The organism is Bartonella propinqua (assembly GCF_047263965.1).
GTDB lineage: Bacteria > Pseudomonadota > Alphaproteobacteria > Rhizobiales > Rhizobiaceae > Bartonella.
Window position 1 is genome coordinate 17,532 of sequence record NZ_JBLEBK010000002.1, and the last position, 18,308, is coordinate 35,839.

An 18,308-nucleotide genomic window follows, 5' to 3' on the forward strand; every position below is an offset into this window, starting at 1 on the left:
TTCAAGTTCCTTTTCATGAAACTGTTGCACAAACTATGATGAATATGTTCAATTTTTGAAGTCGATACCCGATCACATTTTGTACTTTTTATGTAAACGAAGAAAACAATTACTGAGAAATAAAGCAGCGAAAATATAAATATGCACAATAGGTTAATGATAAAAAATACAAATAAATGTAAGAAAGCTTACATAATTAAAAACGAATTATAAAAGAAATTCAGTTCTAAACGATTTGGTTTCTGAGCATTATTATTATAAACTCGTGACCGTATAAACAAAGAGGATCATTATGAAGGTAATTGTCGCTGTCAAACGTGTTGTTGATTATAACATCAAAATACGCGTCAAACCTGATAGCACAGGTGTTGATCTATCCCATGTAAAAATGTCTATGAACCCTTTTGACGAAATCGCCGTGGAAGAGGCAGTTCGCCAGAAGGAATCTGGAAAAATTTCAGAAGTTGTTCTTGTTTCAATTGGACCAGAAGCTGCACAAGAAACTTTACGAACTGGACTTGCAATGGGTGCTGACCGAGCCATCCTTGTAACAACTGAGGAAACACTCGAACCCTTAGCAATTGCTAAGATTCTCAAACGAATTATTCATGAAGAAAAACCAGATATGGTCTTTTTGGGCAAGCAAGCCATTGATGATGACAGCAACCAAACTGGGCAAATGCTGGCTGCCCTTCTTGGTTGGGGACAAGCAACTTTTGCCTCATCTCTCCACATAGAAAATGGATACGCAACTGTCACCCGCGAAGTCGATAACGGTACACAAACTATTTGCCTCCCCTTTCCTATAGTTATGACTGCTGATCTGCGATTAAACGAGCCACGTTATACTTCTCTCCCCAATATTATGAAAGCGAAAAAGAAACCCATTGAACAAAAAACACTTGCTGATCTGGGTGTAGACACGCGAGCACGCTTAACAGTCCTTAGCGTTGAAGAACCACAACCCCGTCAATCTGGTATTAAAATGACTAATGTAGCAGAGCTTGTCAGTGCACTAAAACAAACAAAGCGCATTTAATATTCAAAAGTAAACTGGTTAAAAGCAACAATGTATAAAAGGGCAAAAATTTATGGCAATTCTTTTATTGGCTGAACACAATACAGAAGAAACTGCAAAAGCACTCACTGCCGCTCGAGAAATCAGCGATAATATTGATATTTTGGTTTGTGGCACAAAGGTTCAAACACTTGCCGAAAACACTGCTCGTCTGGCTGGTGTACGGCAAGTCCTTATTGCTGAAGCCGATTATCTAGCGAATCAATTAGCTGAACCTGTAGCAGATACGATCGTTCAACGAGCAAATGATTACGATGTGATCATGGCTGCTTCTACCAACATGGGCAAAAATATAATGCCACGCGTGGCTGCTCTTCTTGATGTTATGCAAATTTCAGATATCATCTCCATTGTCGCACCTCATACCTTTAAACGACCAATTTATGCAGGAAATGCTATTGAAACTGTCCGCAGCAATGATCTTAAAAAAATTATAACCGTACGCACAGCCTGCTTCACGCCAGCTCCCTCCCAAAACGATGCAGCTCCCATCAAAACAATAACGCCAGCTCCCAATCCAAACCTTTCTTCTTTCATTAAAGAAGAAACCAGTAAAAGCGATTGTCCTCATATTGCTTCAGCACGTGTTATTGTATCTGGCGGGCGCGGTCTTGGTTCGCAGGAGCAATTTATGGCGCTCCTTCTCCCCCTTGCTAATAAACTAGAAGCTGCCTTAGGCGCTAGCCGAGCAGCTGTTGATGCAGGCTATGCACCTAATGATTGGCAAATTGGACAAACAGGAAAAGTCGTCGCTCCTGAACTCTATATTGCCGTTGGCATTTCTGGTGCAATTCAACATTTAGCTGGAATAATGGACGCACAAGTTATTGTAGCCATTAATAAGGATGAAGAAGCCCCCATTATGCAAATTGCTGACTACGCCCTTGTCGGCGACCTTCATCAAATTATTCCTGAATTGGAGAAAGCTTTATAAACCATGAATGCGTCTCTGCATCACCAACGCGAAAGCATGGAATTTGACATAGTAATTGTGGGAGCAGGGCCTGCGGGACTTTCTGCAGCAATCCGCCTAAAACAGATTAATCCTGAACTTTCTATCACAATCGTTGAAAAAGGTACCCAAGTCGGTGCGCACATTCTGTCTGGTGCAGTTATTGATCCCATTGGTATTGACACACTCTTTCCAAAATGGAGAAATGAGCACAATCACCCTTTCAAAACACTTGTCACTAATGATCAATTTTTTTTTCTGAAGCAAAAATCTGCCACAATATTTCCCAATATTTTTCGCCCAAAAATCTTATCAAATGATGGTTGCTACATTGTTTCACTCGGAGATGTATGCCGTTGGCTAAGTAAAAAAGCCGAAGCGCTCGGCGTTGAAATTTATCCCGGTTTTGCCGTATCGCATACTATCCAAAATGATAATGGAGCTATCATTGGTGTTCTTACAGGTGATATGGGTCTTGACAAAGATGGAACCCCTAGAAAAAATTATATGCCTGGGATGGCATTATTGGCTAAATATACTCTGATTGCCGAAGGAGCACGCGGCTCAATTGCGAAACAACTGATACAAAAATTTGATCTCAGCAAAGATCGTGAACCCCAGAAATTTGGTCTTGGTCTCAAAGAACTCTGGGAAGTTAATCCTAAAAAACACAGGCTTGGCTTAGTTCAACATTTTACTGGCTGGCCATTAGATAATAACACTGGCGGTGGAGGTTTTCTTTATCATCAAGAAAATAATTTAATTTCTGTCGGCTTTGTAGTGCATTTAGATTATCAAAATCCTTATCTCTCTCCCTTTGAAGAGTTTCAACGTTTTAAAACACACCCAAAACTCTATGAGATCTTCAAAGGCGCAAAACGCCTTTCCTATGGCGCACGTGTTATCAGCGAAGGTGGCTGGCAATCTGTACCAAAACTCACCTTTCCTGGTGGAGCACTTATCGGCTGTGCTGCTGGATTTGTTAATGTCCCCCGTATTAAAGGATCACATAATGCGATCTTATCAGGCATATTGGCAGCCGATAAAATTGCTATAGCTCTTGCTCAAGGGCGCGCTCATGATGAAGTGAAAGAAATCGAAGAACATTGGCGAAAAGGTCCCATTGGCAAAGATCTTTATAAAGTGCGCAATGCTAAACCACTCTGGGCAAAATACGGCACAAAATATGGAATGACACTCGCAGGCTTTGATATATGGTGGCAACAGCTGTTCGGGTTTTCCCTATTTAAAACACTTCCACACAAAAAAGCGGATTACGCGTGTCTTGAACCAGCAGAAAAATTCCAACCCATTGCTTATCCAAAACCCGATGGTATTGTAACCTTTGATCGCCTTTCCAGTGTTGCGCTCTCTAATACGCATCACGAAGAAACGCAACCTTGTCATTTAAAAATAGCCTCACTAGAAAAGCAAAAAAACTCTGAATACGCAATCTATGGGGGACCTTCTGCGCGCTATTGCCCTGCCGCTGTCTACGAATGGCTAAACCATGATAACCATGAAGCTTATGTTATTAACGCTTCAAACTGCATCCATTGTAAAACATGCGACATCAAAGATCCCAACCAAAATATCAACTGGACCTGCCCACAAGGAAATGAAGGACCTATTTATCCAAATATGTAATGATTGTTCATTTCGCTAAAGTTGGAAGCTATAAAATGCAATCAATGACAAAATTTTCTCTTAACTCAAAATTTTACCTTACTCCATTGATGCAAATAAAACGCACTTTTAGACCATCCCCATAACACGCCATAATACAATGTCTCAATTCGCGCGTTCAACCTTTTTCACTAAGAAAATGTATAACATGTTCTTATTAAATAACTTTTTTATCAAAGATCAAAAATATTTTAACCACTTTGACGCGCTATAGCAAAATCCCAAATATGAACTTCTCTTACTATTGAACATACTCAACAGACAATTTTGTATTCATGTAACTAGGTTAATATTCCATTCACTCGGATGAGAAAAGAAATATTGAGCAAACATTTTAATTTGTAAGTGAAGCATTCATCTTCTGCAAAGTTGTCTCAAGAGCCGTTATTAAAGCACTTCTTCCACCTTGGCGAGAAAAACAGTTTGATAAAAATTCATTTGTTCCTCCCTTCGTTGAAAATTCTTTCTCAAGCAATGCAAAATCGAGAGATGCAGAACCATCAGTCGCTATAATTTTGCGCATTTCATCCGTAAGGTTTCCAAACATCATCGCAAGAAACTCTGCCGACTGCTGTTTCTTTAACCCCTGTGCGACAAACCATTGATGTGCTGTTTCTATAAAATTAAAATAAACCCCCATTAATGAACCCGCAGTCATGAACAGGTTAAACTGATCTTCCGCATCCAACACCACTGTACCGCCCAAAGCATCAAATAAAGTACGTAAAAATGGATGGTCAGGATAAATTGGCGTTAAATTTTTGCATTCTGCGACAAAAGGAAGCGGAACAGCACGATAAACTTTATGATTGACCCACTCTTCAACCTCTGCTGCTTTTGCCATAGCAAGCACAGAAACAACAAGCTGTTCTGGACGAAAACGAAGAGAACGCAAAACCTCTTCTGCAATTTGATTGGGCAAACAAAGAAAAACACAATCACTCATATCCAGCAACGCTTGGTTATTTTCAGCAATTGTCACCTTAGCATAACTGCGCGAAAGACGCTCTGCTATTTGCGCATTACGTGGCGAAACAATAATTGAAGGAACATCAAAAGTGCTGTTCATTAAGCCATCCACCATTGAAGCACTGATTTTACCGGTTCCTAAAAAGCCAATTTTCATTTCTTTTTCTCACTTTCATAAGATAATTTTAAATGGAATCCCATCAGCGTTTCACTCATTTTAACTAACGTAAATGCTAATTGAAGAAGCAACACATAATACAGCAAGAATAATCAATCCCAAATAGATTTTAGGCTTATCAAAAAGAACTGCAAAAGCAGAAAACCAACCAACAATAGCTGCCGTTAATGCAAACAAAAAACCTGACTTATTCATGAGTACAATATGCACTGCCATAAGACCACCAATAACCAGCGCTCCAAAAACAATCAACAAGCCAGTTGCAAATTTTTCATAATCGTCCATCTCTCCCTCCTCATAGCGCTTGAATTGTTACTCACTTTTTCATTCACAAGCACATAAAAATGAATTTTTACCTATCATAGTCTAAACAATTGTAGAAATCTTCATTTGTCAGACATAAAAAACGCTGGAATATGATGCGGAAAACGCCACGGCAAAACTGCAATCAAATCAAAACGCACACATAAAAGAGAACGATCTCTTTGCCGTGCTAACCAAATATCTGCTGCTGCTTCAATGCGCCTCTCATTCATCCGAGAAACCGCAGCCATTGCTTCAACCAATGTTGAACGTGCTTTTACCTCAACGATCAAAACAAGATTTCCACGCCGTGCAATTAAATCGATCTCACCGCACTTTGTTTTAAAACGAATTTCAGCAATGTGAAATCCTTTAAAACGCAACCACCAAGCTGCCCATTTTTCCGCACGAACACCTCGATAAAAAGATTTTTGTCTGCACTCTTTTTGCTGCCCGCGTTCTTCTTGCTTAATTTTATTCATCTTTTAAAAAAGTCAACCGTTGAAAGAGTTCTTGCTTTTTTAAGCCAGTTTTTTTAGCAACCATTGCTGCCACTTTAGCAGCAGAATGCACGCGTGCCAAATCTAATAACATTTCATCAATCTCTTGATCGCTCATCACTTCCAAAGAGGGAAGCCCTGCACCAACAAGCACAACAATTTCTCCACGAATATGTGCCTGTTCCCTATAGTTTTCAAATAAAGTACCTAAATTAGAAACATTTACTGTTTCAAATTTTTTTGTTAATTCGCGACATATTGCAGCAGGTCGATCAGCTGAAAAAATAGAAATCATATCTTGTAAAGTCTCGATAAGACGATGAGGCGATTCATAAAAAATCAAAGTCGCAGGAATAGTTTTTAATTGTTCTAATCGCTTTTGACGTTGTGATTTGCGCGCACTCAAAAAACCTGCAAAGAAAAAACTATCCGTGGGAAGCCCCGTTGCCACTAAAGCGGCTAAAAGAGCTGATGCACCAGGGATCGGAACAATTTTGTAACCAGCTTCGCGTGCCTGTTCAACCAACTTAAAACCAGGATCAGAAATAAGCGGTGTCCCAGCATCTGAAACAAGCGCCACGGTTTTGTTTTCTGCCAAAGCCGCTAATAACCGTGCCCCTGATTTTTGTGCATTATGTTCATGATAAAGAAATGTTTTTTTTTGAATACCGTAGCGTTCTAACAAAATGCGCGTCACCCGCGTATCCTCACACGCTAAAATATCAACTCCTGCAAGCACTTGCAAAGCACGAAGAGTTATATCTGCAAGATTCCCAATAGGCGTTGCCACCAAATAAAGCGCTGATTCTATAACGGGTGCAGAATAAGCATGAGCGCCTATGAAATATGCTTTTTCACTCATACCCTTCTTTCATCATCACATACCTCTTCTCCCTAAGGTCTCACTAATATCTTTATCCGTGACCATCTGCCATTTCTACCAAAATTTTTTTTGTCGCTGCCACAGGATCAATTGCTTGAACAATTGGTCGTGCCACAACAAGATGACTTGCTCCAGCATCTAATGCTTTTTTTGGTGTCATAACCCGTTTTTGATCATCATTATCGCTTCCCAAAGGACGAATCCCTGGTGTAACCAATGCCATATCAGCTCCAATAACTTTCCGCAAAGCCTGTGCTTCCAGAGCCGAAGCAACAATCCCACCCATTCCTATATCTCGCGCTTGTTCAGCCCTTTTAAGAACTAAATTTTTCAGATTCTCTCTATAGCCTGCATTTTCCAAATCAGCATCATCCATCGATGTCAAAACCGTCACCCCAAGCAAACATAAATCGCTCCCCTTAGCAACAGCAACAGCTGTTTGCATTGTTTTTGGATAAGCGTGAATCGTCAGCATCGAAACGCCTAATTTAACAATATTCTCCACAGCTTTTGCAACAGTGTGATCAATATCCAGCAATTTCATATCGAGAAACACTTTTTTTCGCGTCTGAACGAGATCTTTAACTAATTCTATTCCACCAGCAAAAATTAACTGATAGCCTATTTTATAAAAACAGACATTATCGCCCAATTGCATGATCAATTTTTCTGCTTGTTGCACATTTGGAACATCTAGCCCAACAATAAGACGCTCATGTATTGAAGTTTCCATAAAAAACCCTTTTTTCCTTTAATGTTCTTTATATTTCAAATGGCTAGATTTTAGAAAACCTTTTTAAAAAAACACAAATTTAACAAAAACTATTTTTTATTTTATCAATGATTGTACGATAAAGCTTGGCATGCTCCCCATCAGGCTTAGCAACAAAGATTGGCACACCATCATCTGAAGAAGAGCGTAAAACTGCATCAAGCGGCACTTCTGCCAAAAAAGGAACAGCTCGGCGTTCCGCTTCTGTGCGTGTACCGCCATAGCCAAAAATATCGTATCGCTTTTGCGTATCAGGAGCAATAAAATAACTCATATTCTCAATAAGCCCTAAGATAGGAACACCAACTTTCATAAACATTTCTATCGCTTTACGTGCATCAACCAAGGCAAGATCCTGTGGAGTAGAAACGATCAACGCCCCCGTCAAAGGGACTTGCTGAGCAAGCGTTAATTGCGCATCTCCTGTCCCTGGTGGCATATCAACCACCAAAACATCAAGAGGCTTCCATAAAACATCTCTTAACAATTGCGTTACAGCTGCCATCACCATAGGACCACGCCATACTACTGGCTTTTCTTCCTCAACCAAAAATCCCATCGACATCAATTTAAGACCGAATTTTTCAAGTGGTTGAAGTTTTTTCCCATCACTTAATTGTGGTTTTTGATGAACAAGTCCTGTCAAACGTGGTAAAGATGGACCATAAATATCAGCATCCATCAAACCCGTCTTGAACCCAAAATCTTGCAAAGCTAAAGCAATATTTATTGCCATTGTAGACTTGCCAACGCCCCCCTTTCCAGAAGCAACCGCAATTACATGCTGCACACCTTCTATCGGCATTTTCGCAGGCAATAAATTTGCTTTACGTTTTTGTGTAGAAAAAACTGCATCGTTACGTGCTTGAAGAGGAACCTTCGATTTTTTTTCCGCCGTAAGTGTAACAATAACAGACTCAACCCCATCCATAGCGCACACCATTTTTTCAGCACAACAGCGCAACGCTTCCCACTCCTGCACACGACCATCAGGGACTGTAATGGAAAAGAAAACCTTACCATTAGCAATTAATATTTCTGAAAGAAGCCCCAGCGATACAATATCGCTTTCAAAATCTGGTCCTTTAATTTTACGTAACTCTTTGCGAATAGCCTCGCTTGTGATAGGCTCCACACTCTTTCCTCTCTGTACAAATGCTAGAGAACTTAGCAATTTAGCAATAAAGGCGAAAACACTTATTGCTTATCCCTTGAAGATTTTCCACTTTATGAGAGTTATAAAGTGTTAATAGCTTATACCTTATCCCTTTCAAAACATGAAGCCAACCTCAAATAAAAACTTTGCGTGAAAAATCTGTTACGAACCCCTAAAAGGCACGCTTTGTTATACAATCAAGCTTTACAGATGGCTCTTATAAGCACCTCCAAAACCCAAAGTTGAGCAAATTTTTCATATTGAAATATAGAACCAGCGCATACACAGGATAATATCTTTCATAATTGTACAATAATCATTATGCAATGATCTGCTTTCTGTAACTTTCCTTAATGCCTTTGCTAATGCCTTTGCTATTGATTTGTAGTACAAAAAAATAACTGTAAGCTGAATCACTGTAACCACTCATTATTTTCCTGAAACTCTAAAGTATTACAGACGAAAATAAACATTCGTTATGGAACCTTGCTGCATTTTTTCAAGGAATAGAAAGATAATCTAAGATTGACTTTTTTTGTGTTTTTCCTTATGGATTAGCAATTATTTAATGAAAGTAAGATTGTTCATCTAGTGCATAACTGCCCATGAATTAAGAAGGGCCGCACACTGCGGTATTAAAAAATGAAACGTACTTACAACCCCTCTAAACTCGTCCGTAAACGCCGCCATGGATTTCGTGCACGCATGGCAACAGCTGGTGGACGTAAAGTTATTGCAGCTCGGCGCACCCGTGGACGTAAGCGATTATCTGCTTAACCATTACATTTTTACAACAGGTTGAATATTGTTCATTTTTGCTTGTTGTAAAGCTTTCGTTGTGAACCTCTGATGCCTGCTTTTGCAGGCATTTAGTGAAATTGCGAAATATTCTTTATGAAAAAAAAACACCCCTGCCGCATTCGTAAAAGAGCAGATTTTTTAGCTGTACGCACAGGAGAAAAGCGACGCGGTCCTTTGTTTTTGCTTGAAGTTAAATCTCGTGAACAAATAGCAGAAGTAAAGCGTCCCCTTGTTGCACGTGTGGGTTTTACCGTCACACGCAAAAACGGTAATGCAGTTAAACGCAATCGTATAAAAAGGCGCCTGCGTGAAGCAGTGAGAGTTGGTTTAGCAAACGATATGGAAGCAGGAACAGATTACGTCATTGTAGCACATCGAGATGTGCTCCATGCCCCTTTTACATCTTTAATTAACGAATTAAGCCGACGGATAAAGTCGAAAACAAAATGCCAACAACGACAGCAGAGTAATACGAATGGAATATAACCGCAATTTTTTTATCGCTATTGGATTGTCTTTTGTAGTGCTCATCGCGTGGCATTTTCTTTATGTTGTCCCTAAACAAGCCGAATTGCAACAACAACAAATCATTGCGCAGCAATTGTCAAAACAACAATCTGCATCTACCACTGACAAAACAGATTTTTCTGATGATGCACTAGCCCATAGATCAGCATCTGAAATCAATTACCCCATGACTCCTGAAATGCGAAAAGCTGCATTGGCAACAACAAACCGTATCCCAATCAAAACTGGTGGACTTGAAGGCTCCATTAATCTTGTTGGCGCACAATTTGATGACCTTTTGCTCAAAAAATATCGCCTAACAGTAGATAAAGAATCGCCAGAAATTGCTTTGTTGAATCCTAAAGGATTTTCCACAACCTATCTTGCAGAATTTGGCTTTGCAAGCTTATCTTTACCAGCAGAAGCGTTGCCACAAACTAAAACACAATGGCAAATAGAGGGAGAAAATGTAACGCTGACTCCTTCAACACCTGTTACTTTAATCTACAATAATGGACAAGGGCAAATCTTCCGTCGCACCATTTCGGTTGATGACCATTACATGTTTACCATTGAAGATTCTATTAGTAATGAAAGTAATGAGCCTATATATCTTTCGTCTTATGCTCGCGTTGCACGTGCAGCTCCCCCAGAAGATACAAATGCAACCTATTTACTCCATGAAGGCATGATAGGTATTGTGGGTGATTCACTCAAAACGGAAAAGTACAAAACCTTAGCAGAGCTTAATCCAAATCCTGATAATGGCAAAAAAAGTATGACTTTTCCTAAAGTTACGGGAGGTTGGATCGGTATTACTGATAAATATTGGGCTGTTGCAGTTATTCCTTCACAGGATAAAGAATATACAAGCCGCTTTATTTATTTTGATCACTTAAATACCCACTATCAGTCTGACCTGCATACTGCGCCTTTAACTGTTGCGCCCCATGAAACAAAAACCGTTACAAACCGTCTCTTTGCTGGTGCAAAACAAGTTGAAATTATTAATTACTATCAAAACGAGCTAAATATTAAGAAGTTTGCTCTTTTAATTGATTGGGGTTGGTTTGATTTTATCACAAAGCCGATGTTTTCTCTCATTGACATTCTTTATAAGCAAACAGGTAATTTTGGTGTTGCCATTCTTCTTGTCACAGTACTCTTGAAAACACTTCTATTCCCGCTTGCAAATAAATCTTATAAATCTATGGCGCGTATGAAGCTTCTGCAACCGATGTTACAGGAAATTAAAGAAAAGTATCCAGATGATCGGACAAAACAACAACAAGCAATCGTAGAATTATATAAAACTCAAAACATCAATCCTCTTGCAGGATGTTGGCCAATGTTGGTTCAATTTCCAATATTCTTTGCTCTTTATAAGGTTTTGTATATCACCATTGAAATGCGGCATGCCCCTTTCTTTGGTTGGATTCAAGATTTGGCAGCACCTGACCCAACTTCTCTTTTTAATTTGTTTGGTCTTTTACCTTATACAGTTCCGGCATTTCTCATGCTTGGTGCATGGCCTTTTATCATGGGAATCACAATGTTTTTACAAATGCGTATGAACCCAGCACCCCAAGACCAAACACAAGCCCTTATCGTCACGTGGATGCCCGTTGTCTTTACCTTTATGCTAGCTTCTTTCCCTGTTGGTCTTGTTATTTACTGGGCATGGAATAACGTATTGTCGATGATTCAGCAAAGTATCATGATGAAACGCCAAGGTGTCAAAATTGAACTTTTTAATAATCTCAAAGCTATGTGGCAAAAATCACCCAAAAAAGAAGTGCATGAATGACAAAGAGTTTTTCTTTTTCTGGAATTTTTTCTCGCAATTGGATTTTTATTCGTGGTGTGCCTACAATACACTTTCTTCCCCCTGAGGGACCACCAGAAATTGCATTCGCAGGACGTTCTAATGTTGGAAAATCATCCCTAATCAACGCACTAGTTCAGAAAAAAGGCTTAGCACGCACCTCAAATACACCAGGACGCACGCAAGAACTTAATTATTTTGTACCCGACGGTTTCAGTGGAGAACGAGGAGACCTTCCCCCTATGGCGCTCGTAGATATGCCAGGATATGGTTTCGCTGAAGCTCCAAAAAATTTGGTCAAAGCATGGACACATCTGGTTTTTAGCTATTTACGGGGGCGTACAACACTGAAACGTGTGTATGTCTTGATTGATTCACGTCACGGAATTAAAAAAAATGATGCCGATGTTCTAGACCTTCTTGATAAAGCAGCTGTTTCTTATCAAATTGTCTTAACAAAAAGTGATAAAATAAAATCAAATGAACTTGAAAAATTAGTAGCAATTACAAAAACAAAGCTTCTTAAACATCCAGCAGCCTATCCTGAACTTCTCGTAACATCTGCAGAAAAAGCATTCGGCTTAGAAGAATTGCGCGCTGCCATTTTGCAGGCAGTCACACAATAAACGTATCTTGTCGTTAATATATTATTAAGTATGATTGCTGACAGCTGCTAATGATCTTGTACTTCCAACAAAGCACCTTTATAAAAATTCTTATTATTTTAACAAACCCGTCAACTTCATTTTGATAGCGTAGACTATGCTGACACTTTTTCATTCGCCCCTCTCTTCTGCCTCTCGCTTCATACGCCTTATTCTCGGAGAATATAATATAACCACTCAACTGATTGAAGAACATGAATGGGCAAGAAGACACGAATTTCTTGCACTCAATCCAGCTGGAAACGTTCCCGTTCTTCTTGCAGAACACGAAACTCCATTATCAGGAGCTACCGTTATTTCCGAATATTTAGATGAAACACGTGGAAGTTTGCAGCAAAGAAATAAATTTTTTCCAGAAAACCCTTTAGATCGTGCTGAAGTACGCCGTCTTAATGACTGGTTTTTAAATAAATTTGAAAATGAAGCTATCCGCCATATTGTTCGAGAACGAATCTATAAGCGTGAAATGCCGATAGCCATTGGTGGCGGTGCTCCAGATTCGCAAATTTTACGCAATGCACGCGCGAATATTCTCCCTCATATGAACTATCTTAATTGGCTCTGCGCATCCCGTGACTGGTTAGTCAATTCTGCATTATCCTATGCAGATTTAGCAGCAGCAGCTTCTATTTCTGTCCTTGATTTTCTCGGGGAAATTGACTGGGAACAATCTCCCGCAGCTAAAGATTGGTATATGCGGATTAAATCGCGACCTTCTTTTCGCCCTCTTTTAACAGATCGTGTTCGAGGTATTGCAGCAAGCACTCACTATGCTGACCTTGATTTCTGAAGAATTCTTCCAGATAAAAATGAAAGCAATATTTCATGGATAATATACCCCTAATACGCTTAATCTCAAGGCATGACATGTTCCATACATGACTATTCATATCACTTTTTCAAACATACGTTTAAAAAGCTTTTTGAGCAGCATTTATATTATTTTCTATAATGGTGATGACAACTGTAGCTCTTCACAAATTTGTATAAACAAGCAATGCGTTTAAAGAAGCAAAATCTTTTTTCTCATATACAGAACTGTTGGAAAGAAAAAGAGAATTTGCTTATACTCAAAGAGTAAAGTGCCATAAGGAGAAAAATATGCGCCTTACAGTTGTTGGTGGAAATGGAAGAATGGGACGCGAGTTAATCGCAGCGATTCAGCGTAGAAAAGACGTAGAGCTTTGTAGTGTATTGGTACGCAAGGAATCTCCTTTTGTAGGAAAAGATGCAAGTATATTAATTGGCTCAGATATCATCGGCATTCGCATCACCGATGATCCAGAGAACGCCTTTTCTAACACAGAAGGTATTTTAGATTTTTCTCAGCCACAAACCAGCGTTCTCTATGCCAACAATGCCTCTCAAAAAGGTTTGGTTCATATTATTGGAACAACAGGATTTAGTAAAAAAGAAGAAGAGAAAATTGCAGATTTTGCGCAATATACAACTATCGTTAAATCTGGAAATATGAGTCTGGGAATTAATCTTTTGGCTAACCTCGTAAAGAAAGCAGCCAAAGCATTAGAACCTGATGATTTTGATATTGAGATTTATGAGATGCATCACTCTAGCAAAGTTGATGCTCCTTCTGGAACAGCTTTTCTTCTTGGAAATGCCGCAGCCGAAGGTCGCAATGTTATGCTCAAAGATGTCAGCGTTAGCGGACGCGACGGCTATACAGGAAAGCGTAAAAAAGGCACTATTGGCTTTGCCTGTTCACGAGGTGGAACAGTCATTGGCGATCACAGTGTTACTTTTGCTGGCTCAAATGAGCGCATTGTTCTTTCACACTCCGCGCAAGAACGCTCTATTTTTGCCAATGGCGCATTAAAAGCAGCTTTATGGGCAAAGAAACAAAAAAATGGTCTTTATTCAATGCTCGATGTTTTAGGATTGAGTGATGAATCCTAAACATCCAATAACCGACGCAGGAAACTCATAAATGGGACGCACACTTGTATTAATTCGTCATGGACAAAGTGAATGGAATGTCAAAAATCTTTTTACTGGCTGGAAAGACCCAGACCTGACGGAAAAAGGTCACACAGAAGCAATAACCGCTGGAAAGAAACTCAAAGCAGCTGGTTTAAAATTTGATATCGCTTATACATCCGCCTTACAGCGCGCGCAAAAAACAGCTCAGCATATTTTAGAGCAAATGGGACAAGCAGATTTGCAATTGATAAAAAATTCAGCATTAAATGAGCGTGATTATGGTGATTTATCTGGTCTGAATAAAGATGAAGTGCGTCAACAATGGGGACAAGAACAAGTACAAATATGGCGCCGTTCTTATGCTATCGCACCACCTAATGGAGAAAGCTTACGTGATACTGGTGCACGCGTTTGGCCTTATTATCTTTACCATATCCAACCTTATATTTTGCGATCTCAAACTGTTTTGGTCACAGCACATGGTAACTCTCTTCGTGCTCTTATTATGGCACTTGAGGGTCTAAACGGTGAAGAAATTATATCTCAAGAATTAGCAACTGGCATTCCTATTATTTACACATTCAATTCTGACTCAACGATTTTATCAAAGAAAATCGTATCATCTTAAATCTTTAAAATCGTAATAGGCACAAAGAGTCTTATTTCATACTTCTCTATGAAAGAATGAATTTACAATTTTATTGACAGAGTTACTCCCTAAGCTTAAATGAAACTTATGCCCAGATGGCGGAATTGGTAGACGCGCAGGTTTCAGGTACCTGTGCCGCAAGGCGTGGAGGTTCGAGTCCTCTTTTGGGCACCACTTTGTCTTAAAAAATGCAATAAAATCATAAATTAATCGTTTTTATTGTTTTTTAATCCACCCAACAATCCACCTTTTGTTGCTTGATTAAAATTACTCATCGGGACTCTAAACAAGCTACTAGAATCTGTAGCTACATGTCTCTTAAAAACGATTACTAACGTAAAAATATACTCAATGCTCAATTTGCGAATCTATACTCGCATATCAATAACCACCAAAAAAAAAATATCTATTTTGACTATAATGCAAACCCTCAAAACCCCTTCTAGGGTAGTTTTGAAGGTTTTGAGAGTTATAATTTCAGGTATTTTGATTTTTTTATAATTTTTAAAGCTTGCAAAAAAATCTTAGTAAGCTTCATTTTTTTTTAAATTATATGATGGATTGCCCTTTGCAATGGGCTTATTTACTGAAAATCATAACTGATAATGCTCTCTCGATTACTCACGCAACGTTGTTCCACTTATTTATTATTATTTTAACATTTGTGCCAATTTAAGCCTTTAAATAAAATCATCTCTATTCCTATGAAAGAACACCACCGACAGCTTTCGCTTGCATTTGTTCGTAAAGCTTTTGCATTGTCTTCATATTGTTTTTTCGCGCATCAATGATTGATTTTTCAATTGCCGTTAGACGAGATTTATCCATGTTGCTTTATCGCGCATAATGCGATGCTCTTATCAAGATTGCAAAAAAAATCTGAAGATGCCTAAAGTGATAACCCTCAAAACACAATCTTAAATAGTTTTTAGTGTTTAGGAAACAACTAAAAATAGTCTTTATGATACTCTGCGCAATCTTCATCGTAGTTTTAAACTACGCGATGACATTTCGGAACTATACAGCAAACTGCTTTACGACTATGTCTCATACCAGTGTTAAGAGAAACCGATAACGCATCTACAATTCCTGCAACTGTTCATATAGCGCCCAAAGGACTAGCATAACTATAATGGTTATTATGAGAACTGTAAATCCGTAGAGGTACCATATGAGCCCTAAAGCAATAAACCATAACGGAGAAAACAACAATACTATGATCACAACCCATAAAAAAGCGGTAAGCAGAATCTCCATACTATAAAACCTTCTTTGATAATGGAATGAATCTCCATTCACTCTTTAAATGATTTTGAAAATTTTTACTGACTTCTTTAAGGGGATGTTTTACACATCCGCTATTCACCAACTTCCAGCTTTAGCAGATTGTTGACGATTTTACATGTTTCTAAACTGACAGTGATAATCCGCAAGAATAACTCTAGCGGATAACGAGTATTACCCATGATCTCAATCGCCCAATCATTGACATTGTTCGTAGTCATGGAAGCTTTATCTGTTGTAATAGCTTGACGATCCATCACCCATTTTAAAGCAGGTTTTCCATTGACAATGTACTCATAGGCTACCTCAGGAATGTTTTCGATGGTAATTTTGCTGTTGTAAATAACAGTGCTCAGATCTTTAATGCTCTTTCTTACGTTCGACTTTTTCTGCGTCTTATAAGAATCCAAGCTAACAGCATTGCTGTTACCTTCGGTATTCTTCTCGCTTTCTAGAATTATTTTTTTAGCAAATTTCATTTCTCTGACATAAAAATCTGCATCATTATTTTATTGATTAATATTCATACAACTAACCCATCTATCAGAAAATATTTTTTGCGCAATTCAGCCGTAAAGATGCTTATCTGAACATTAGAAATAAATTTATTGCCAATAATTTCATTATCAAATATCCAATGATTAAGTAAATATAATATGGCTTCTGTTTTTATATATTGGCAGTAGAATAAGCGCAAAATCAATATCATTTAATTAAGGGGAGGGAAGAATGGAACAACCTAAATACACATTTACAGGTGTAACGAAGGATCAAGTTTTTTTTTGCGGTAGACTTCATCAAATTAAAGCAGTTAGAGATTTTGGAAAAATTAAGAAAGGAACCATAGGAGGGTGGATAGCATCAGAAAGAAACTTGAGCCACAATGGCAATGCTTGGGTTTCCGACAATGCTATAGTTTGCAACTATGCTACAGTTTCTGACAATGCTCAAATTTTTGGAGATGCTTTAATTTACGGGCATGCTAAAATTTACGGCAACGCCTCTGTTTACGACTCTGCGAGAGTCTACAACAGAGCTAAAATTTATGACTCTGCTTCAGTTTATAACTCTGCTAAAGCTCATGATGACGCTAAAATCTACGGCAATGCTTTAATTTTTGGCGATGCTAAGATCTACGGCAATGCTTCAGTTTATGACTCTGCTAAAATTTCTGACTCTGCTAAAGTTTCTGGCAACGCTTTGATTTATAACTCTGCTAAAATTTCTGGCAATGCCGAAATTTCTGACAATACTAATATTAGCGGTCATGCTATGGTTCACGGTCATGCTAAAATTTACGGTCATGCTAAAATTGCCGACAACGCTCAAATTTACGATTCTGCTAAAGTTTATGAACACGCCACGATTTACGGCAATGCTAAAATTTATGACTCTGCTAAAATTTACGAACATGCTACGGTTTATGACAACGCTAAAGTTTATGACTCTGCTAAAGTATACGGCAATGTTAAAATTTCCGACTCTGCTAAAATTTACAGAAACGCTAAAGTTTGCAGCCACAATATGGCGCATATCAAAATTGATGTGTTTAATGGGAGTAAAAATTTCTGTAAGCTCGGAGCATACTGGAATAACTACAACTACGCTAAGACAAATGTTCCTAGCTATACCTTAGCTTCTGGTGATGCGAATGTTTTTAATTTTTCTCACCAAACTCTTGATGATACCAAGGTTCTAAGTAATCCTTTGCATCACTATTTAGATCAAGGTTGGGGAGTCGTAGATTTTGTTTTTTTTATAATCCTTATTTTGGGACTTTTGCTGTCTCAAAAATTTAAGCGTTCTGAATAATTGATACTTAATTAATTTGATATCAATAGCTTATTAACGAAGGCATTAGCAAAAATCACAACATCGTTGAAACTGACTGCATAATTAAAAATATTGAAAATTTTGCCATTTTTACTACTCTCATCAAAATGGCAAAAATCGACAACGGAATAATTGTATTGTATTTTCACTTTTTATAGCAACAGAATTTTTCAGTAATCTTGAGCAACAAAATCAAGAAGTGTAAAGTCAAACTAATCGAAGTAATCAGCCAATCGAAGTAAAAAGTCACGGCAGGATAGTTGGGCTATTCTCTATCACTGTCTGAATATGACTGCTTAAGAAGTGCAATACGTCACACTTCCAAACGA

Annotated in this window: 18 protein-coding genes, 1 tRNA gene and 1 pseudogene; 12 read left to right on the forward strand and 8 right to left on the reverse strand. The window is 38.5% G+C overall.

Going from position 1 to position 18,308, the window contains the following annotated elements:
• Nucleotides 1-292: 292 nt before the first annotated feature.
• From ACMFKV_RS01870 to ACMFKV_RS01880, 3 genes are read left to right on the forward strand one after another with little or no spacing between them, the layout of a single operon-like run.
• The gene (locus tag ACMFKV_RS01870; protein ID WP_413154380.1) at nt 293-1,039 is read left to right on the forward strand and encodes an electron transfer flavoprotein subunit beta/FixA family protein; all 747 of its coding nucleotides are present in this window, start codon (nt 293-295) and stop codon (nt 1,037-1,039) included.
• Between the two features lie 52 nt (nt 1,040-1,091).
• Entirely contained in the window at nt 1,092-2,012 is a 921-nt protein-coding gene (locus ACMFKV_RS01875) for an electron transfer flavoprotein subunit alpha/FixB family protein (protein ID WP_336288058.1), read from the forward strand.
• A 3-nt stretch (nt 2,013-2,015) separates the two neighbouring features.
• Complete coding sequence (locus ACMFKV_RS01880) at nt 2,016-3,677, forward strand: electron transfer flavoprotein-ubiquinone oxidoreductase (RefSeq protein ID WP_336288059.1); 1,662 nt, start codon at nt 2,016-2,018, stop codon at nt 3,675-3,677.
• A gap of 373 nt (nt 3,678-4,050) precedes the next feature.
• Here the strand turns inward: ACMFKV_RS01880 and ACMFKV_RS01885 are convergent, their stop codons facing one another.
• The 6 genes from ACMFKV_RS01885 to ACMFKV_RS01910 all read right to left on the reverse strand — a co-directional run bounded on the left by ACMFKV_RS01885 (nt 4,051) and on the right by ACMFKV_RS01910 (nt 8,456).
• Nucleotides 4,051-4,842: a pyrroline-5-carboxylate reductase gene (locus tag ACMFKV_RS01885; RefSeq protein WP_336288060.1), complete on the reverse strand. Its 792-nt coding sequence runs from the start codon at nt 4,840-4,842 to the stop codon at nt 4,051-4,053.
• 60 nt (nt 4,843-4,902) lie between these two features.
• Nucleotides 4,903-5,148, reverse strand: a complete 246-nt coding sequence (locus tag ACMFKV_RS01890; protein ID WP_332061005.1) for a hypothetical protein — start codon at nt 5,146-5,148, stop codon at nt 4,903-4,905.
• 101 nt (nt 5,149-5,249) lie between these two features.
• Nucleotides 5,250-5,648, reverse strand: coding sequence for a YraN family protein (locus ACMFKV_RS01895; RefSeq protein ID WP_336288061.1), 399 nt, complete (start codon nt 5,646-5,648; stop codon nt 5,250-5,252).
• Complete coding sequence (gene rsmI, locus ACMFKV_RS01900) at nt 5,641-6,528, reverse strand: 16S rRNA (cytidine(1402)-2'-O)-methyltransferase (RefSeq protein ID WP_336288062.1); 888 nt, start codon at nt 6,526-6,528, stop codon at nt 5,641-5,643. Before rsmI ends, ACMFKV_RS01895 begins: the two co-directional genes overlap by 8 nt.
• A gap of 52 nt (nt 6,529-6,580) precedes the next feature.
• Entirely contained in the window at nt 6,581-7,282 is a 702-nt protein-coding gene (gene pyrF / locus ACMFKV_RS01905; protein WP_336288063.1) for an orotidine-5'-phosphate decarboxylase, read from the reverse strand.
• 79 nt (nt 7,283-7,361) lie between these two features.
• On the reverse strand, nt 7,362-8,456 hold the full coding sequence (locus ACMFKV_RS01910) for an Mrp/NBP35 family ATP-binding protein (RefSeq protein WP_336288064.1): 1,095 nt from the start codon (nt 8,454-8,456) through the stop codon (nt 7,362-7,364).
• 663 nt (nt 8,457-9,119) lie between these two features.
• On the opposite strand from ACMFKV_RS01910, the gene rpmH reads away from it, so the two are divergent.
• The 8 genes from rpmH to ACMFKV_RS01950 all read left to right on the forward strand — a co-directional run bounded on the left by rpmH (nt 9,120) and on the right by ACMFKV_RS01950 (nt 15,036).
• Nucleotides 9,120-9,254 (forward strand): 50S ribosomal protein L34, encoded by a 135-nt coding sequence (gene rpmH / locus ACMFKV_RS01915; protein ID WP_336288065.1) that lies wholly within the window; start codon nt 9,120-9,122, stop codon nt 9,252-9,254.
• A gap of 117 nt (nt 9,255-9,371) precedes the next feature.
• Complete coding sequence (gene rnpA, locus ACMFKV_RS01920; RefSeq protein WP_336288066.1) at nt 9,372-9,764, forward strand: ribonuclease P protein component; 393 nt, start codon at nt 9,372-9,374, stop codon at nt 9,762-9,764.
• Nucleotides 9,754-11,592, forward strand: a complete 1,839-nt coding sequence (gene yidC / locus ACMFKV_RS01925) for a membrane protein insertase YidC (RefSeq protein ID WP_413154382.1) — start codon at nt 9,754-9,756, stop codon at nt 11,590-11,592. The genes rnpA and yidC overlap by 11 nt, the downstream gene beginning before the upstream one ends.
• A complete protein-coding gene (yihA, locus tag ACMFKV_RS01930) occupies nt 11,589-12,236 on the forward strand; it encodes a ribosome biogenesis GTP-binding protein YihA/YsxC (protein WP_336288068.1) in 648 nt (215 codons plus the stop codon). The genes yidC and yihA overlap by 4 nt, the downstream gene beginning before the upstream one ends.
• Nucleotides 12,237-12,372: 136 nt before the next feature.
• Nucleotides 12,373-13,065: a glutathione S-transferase family protein gene (locus ACMFKV_RS01935; RefSeq protein ID WP_336288069.1), complete on the forward strand. Its 693-nt coding sequence runs from the start codon at nt 12,373-12,375 to the stop codon at nt 13,063-13,065.
• A gap of 311 nt (nt 13,066-13,376) precedes the next feature.
• Nucleotides 13,377-14,189 (forward strand): 4-hydroxy-tetrahydrodipicolinate reductase, encoded by an 813-nt coding sequence (gene dapB, locus ACMFKV_RS01940; RefSeq protein ID WP_336288070.1) that lies wholly within the window; start codon nt 13,377-13,379, stop codon nt 14,187-14,189.
• A 31-nt stretch (nt 14,190-14,220) separates the two neighbouring features.
• Complete coding sequence (locus ACMFKV_RS01945; protein ID WP_336288071.1) at nt 14,221-14,841, forward strand: 2,3-bisphosphoglycerate-dependent phosphoglycerate mutase; 621 nt, start codon at nt 14,221-14,223, stop codon at nt 14,839-14,841.
• Between the two features lie 110 nt (nt 14,842-14,951).
• Nucleotides 14,952-15,036 (forward strand) — tRNA-Leu (locus ACMFKV_RS01950).
• 528 nt (nt 15,037-15,564) lie between these two features.
• Here ACMFKV_RS01950 and ACMFKV_RS01955 read toward each other — a convergent pair.
• On the reverse strand, nt 15,565-15,690 hold the full coding sequence (locus tag ACMFKV_RS01955) for a hypothetical protein (RefSeq protein WP_413154383.1): 126 nt from the start codon (nt 15,688-15,690) through the stop codon (nt 15,565-15,567).
• A gap of 530 nt (nt 15,691-16,220) precedes the next feature.
• A pseudogene (locus ACMFKV_RS01960) lies at nt 16,221-16,655 on the reverse strand (type ISP restriction/modification enzyme); the annotation flags it as partial.
• A gap of 220 nt (nt 16,656-16,875) precedes the next feature.
• Here ACMFKV_RS01960 and ACMFKV_RS01965 point away from each other — a divergent pair.
• Complete coding sequence (locus tag ACMFKV_RS01965) at nt 16,876-17,958, forward strand: LbetaH domain-containing protein (RefSeq protein WP_413154384.1); 1,083 nt, start codon at nt 16,876-16,878, stop codon at nt 17,956-17,958.
• Nucleotides 17,959-18,308 lie beyond the last annotated feature (350 nt).

Bases quoted from the DNA above. Each gene is read 5' to 3' on its own strand.
- ACMFKV_RS01870 (WP_413154380.1), top strand. From the start codon at position 293: ATGAAGGTAATTGTCGCTGTCAAACGTGTTGTTGATTATAACATCAAA.
- ACMFKV_RS01875 (WP_336288058.1), top strand. From the start codon at position 1,092: ATGGCAATTCTTTTATTGGCTGAACACAATACAGAAGAAACTGCAAAA.
- ACMFKV_RS01880 (WP_336288059.1), top strand. From the start codon at position 2,016: ATGAATGCGTCTCTGCATCACCAACGCGAAAGCATGGAATTTGACATA.
- ACMFKV_RS01885 (WP_336288060.1), bottom strand. From the start codon at position 4,842: ATGAAAATTGGCTTTTTAGGAACCGGTAAAATCAGTGCTTCAATGGTG.
- ACMFKV_RS01890 (WP_332061005.1), bottom strand. From the start codon at position 5,148: ATGGACGATTATGAAAAATTTGCAACTGGCTTGTTGATTGTTTTTGGA.
- ACMFKV_RS01895 (WP_336288061.1), bottom strand. From the start codon at position 5,648: ATGAATAAAATTAAGCAAGAAGAACGCGGGCAGCAAAAAGAGTGCAGA.
- rsmI (WP_336288062.1), bottom strand. From the start codon at position 6,528: ATGAGTGAAAAAGCATATTTCATAGGCGCTCATGCTTATTCTGCACCC.
- pyrF (WP_336288063.1), bottom strand. From the start codon at position 7,282: ATGGAAACTTCAATACATGAGCGTCTTATTGTTGGGCTAGATGTTCCA.
- rpmH (WP_336288065.1), top strand. From the start codon at position 9,120: ATGAAACGTACTTACAACCCCTCTAAACTCGTCCGTAAACGCCGCCAT.
- rnpA (WP_336288066.1), top strand. From the start codon at position 9,372: ATGAAAAAAAAACACCCCTGCCGCATTCGTAAAAGAGCAGATTTTTTA.
- yidC (WP_413154382.1), top strand. From the start codon at position 9,754: ATGGAATATAACCGCAATTTTTTTATCGCTATTGGATTGTCTTTTGTA.
- yihA (WP_336288068.1), top strand. From the start codon at position 11,589: ATGACAAAGAGTTTTTCTTTTTCTGGAATTTTTTCTCGCAATTGGATT.
- ACMFKV_RS01935 (WP_336288069.1), top strand. From the start codon at position 12,373: ATGCTGACACTTTTTCATTCGCCCCTCTCTTCTGCCTCTCGCTTCATA.
- dapB (WP_336288070.1), top strand. From the start codon at position 13,377: ATGCGCCTTACAGTTGTTGGTGGAAATGGAAGAATGGGACGCGAGTTA.
- ACMFKV_RS01945 (WP_336288071.1), top strand. From the start codon at position 14,221: ATGGGACGCACACTTGTATTAATTCGTCATGGACAAAGTGAATGGAAT.
- ACMFKV_RS01955 (WP_413154383.1), bottom strand. From the start codon at position 15,690: ATGGATAAATCTCGTCTAACGGCAATTGAAAAATCAATCATTGATGCG.
- ACMFKV_RS01965 (WP_413154384.1), top strand. From the start codon at position 16,876: ATGGAACAACCTAAATACACATTTACAGGTGTAACGAAGGATCAAGTT.